The 2,026-nt window shown below is 60.8% G+C and carries 1 protein-coding gene; it reads left to right on the plus strand.

Annotated elements, in window-relative coordinates:
• The coding region (locus tag BIT28_RS29490) for a beta strand repeat-containing protein (protein ID WP_245823665.1) at positions 1-2,026 on the plus strand (2,026 nt) is incomplete at both ends.

Here is a 2,026-nt window from a genome sequence, read left to right on the forward strand (position 1 = left end):
GCCGGATGCGTCCAGCACCGCCGACATCACGGTGAATGTGGCCGCCAACGTGGCCAGCGATGCGGCAGGCAATAACAACACTGCCGCGACCCAGAGCATGCAGCCGGTGGACACGGCCGTGCCGACGGTGGCCATTACCGATGACACTACCGGGACGGCGACGGGGGATGTGACCTACACCTGTACCTTTAGCGAAGACGTGACGGGCTTTACCGCGGACGATATTAGCGTCAGCGGCGGCACGAAGGGGACCTTCACTGCCGTGAGTGGCAGCGTGTATACGCTTGTGGTGACGCCGGATGCGTCCAGCACCGCCAACATCACGGTGAATGTGGCCGCCAACGTGGCTAGCGATGCGGCAGGCAATAACAACACCGCCGCGACCCAGAGCACGCAGCCGGTGGACACGGCCATACCGAGCGTGGCGATCAGCGATGACACCCCCGGGACGGCGACGGGGGATGTGACCTACACCTTCACCTTTAGCGAAGACGTGACGGGCTTTACCGCGGACGACATCACCGTCAGCGGCGGCACGAAGGGCACCTTTACTGCCGTGAGTGGCAGCGTGTATACCCTGGTGGTGACGCCGGATGCGTCCAGCACCGCCGACATTACGGTGAATGTGGCCGCCAACGTGGCTAGCGATGCGGCAGGCAATAACAACACCGCCGCGACCCAGAGCACGCAGCCGGTGGACACGGCCATACCGAGCGTGGCGATCAGCGATGACACCCCCGGGACGGCGACGGGGGATGTGACCTACACCTTCACCTTTAGCGAAGACGTGACGGGCTTTACCGCGGACGACATCACCGTCAGCGGCGGCACGAAGGGCACCTTCACTGCCGTGAGCGGCAGCGTGTATACCCTGGTGGTGACGCCGGATGCGTCCAGCACCGCCGACATTACGGTGAATGTGGCCGCCAACGTGGCTAGCGATGCGGCAGGCAATAACAACACCGCCGCGACCCAGAGCACGCAGCCGGTGGACACGGCCATACCGAGTGTAGTGATCAGCGACGACACCACCGGGACGGCGACGGGGGATGTAACCTACACCTTCACCTTCAGTGAGTCGGTGACGGGCTTTACCGCGGACGATATCAGCGTCAGCGGCGGCACGAAGGGTACCTTCACTGCCGTGAGTGGCAGCGTGTATACCCTGGTGGTGACGCCGGATGCGTCCAGCACCGCCAACATCACGGTGAATGTGGCCGCCAACATGGCTAGTGATGCGGCAGGCAATAACAATACCGCCGCGACCCAGAGCACACAGGCGGTTGATACCGTGGTGCCAAGCGTGACAATCACCAGTGACAAGACCAGCCTGAAGACGGACGAAACCGCAACGATCACCATTGAACTGAGCGAGGCCAGCAGCGACTTCAACATTGGTGGTATCAGCGTAACGGGCGGCGAGCTGTCGAACTTCGTGTCAACCAGCGCTACCCACTACAGCGCGCTCTTCACGCCGACGGCTGATTCAGAAACCAATGCGACGCTGGACATCAATGCCGATAGCTTCACTGACGCGGCGGGCAACGGCAACACCGCGGCCACCCAGCTGGTACTGACGGTGGATACACAGGCGCCGAGTGGTCACAGCGTGGTCATCGATCAGGCGCTGATTAACCGGGGTAACGAGGCAGCGCTCAGCTTTACCTTATCAGGCCTTGAAAGTGCAGGTTCATTTACTTATCAAATCAGTGATGGCACCAACAGCGTGTCTGGTGCTTCGCCGGTTGCTGTTGATGCTGTGAGTGAGCAGGTGACCGGGCTCGATGTAAGCTCGCTGGACGAAGGTACCCTGACGTTGTCGGTGGTGGTTTCGGATGAAGCGGGCAATGCTGCCGCGAGCATTTCTGCGACGGTTGTGAAGAAATATAATGTCGCGCCGCAGTTATCCGGTTCGCCTGCAACGACAGTCAATGAAGATGTCGCTTATAGCTTTACCCCGACCCTGACCGACCCGGATCAGGGAGATACACATACCTATAGTATTGAAAACAAACCGGACTGGGCG

Source organism: Photobacterium proteolyticum (assembly GCF_001939735.1).
GTDB lineage: Bacteria > Pseudomonadota > Gammaproteobacteria > Enterobacterales > Vibrionaceae > Photobacterium > Photobacterium proteolyticum.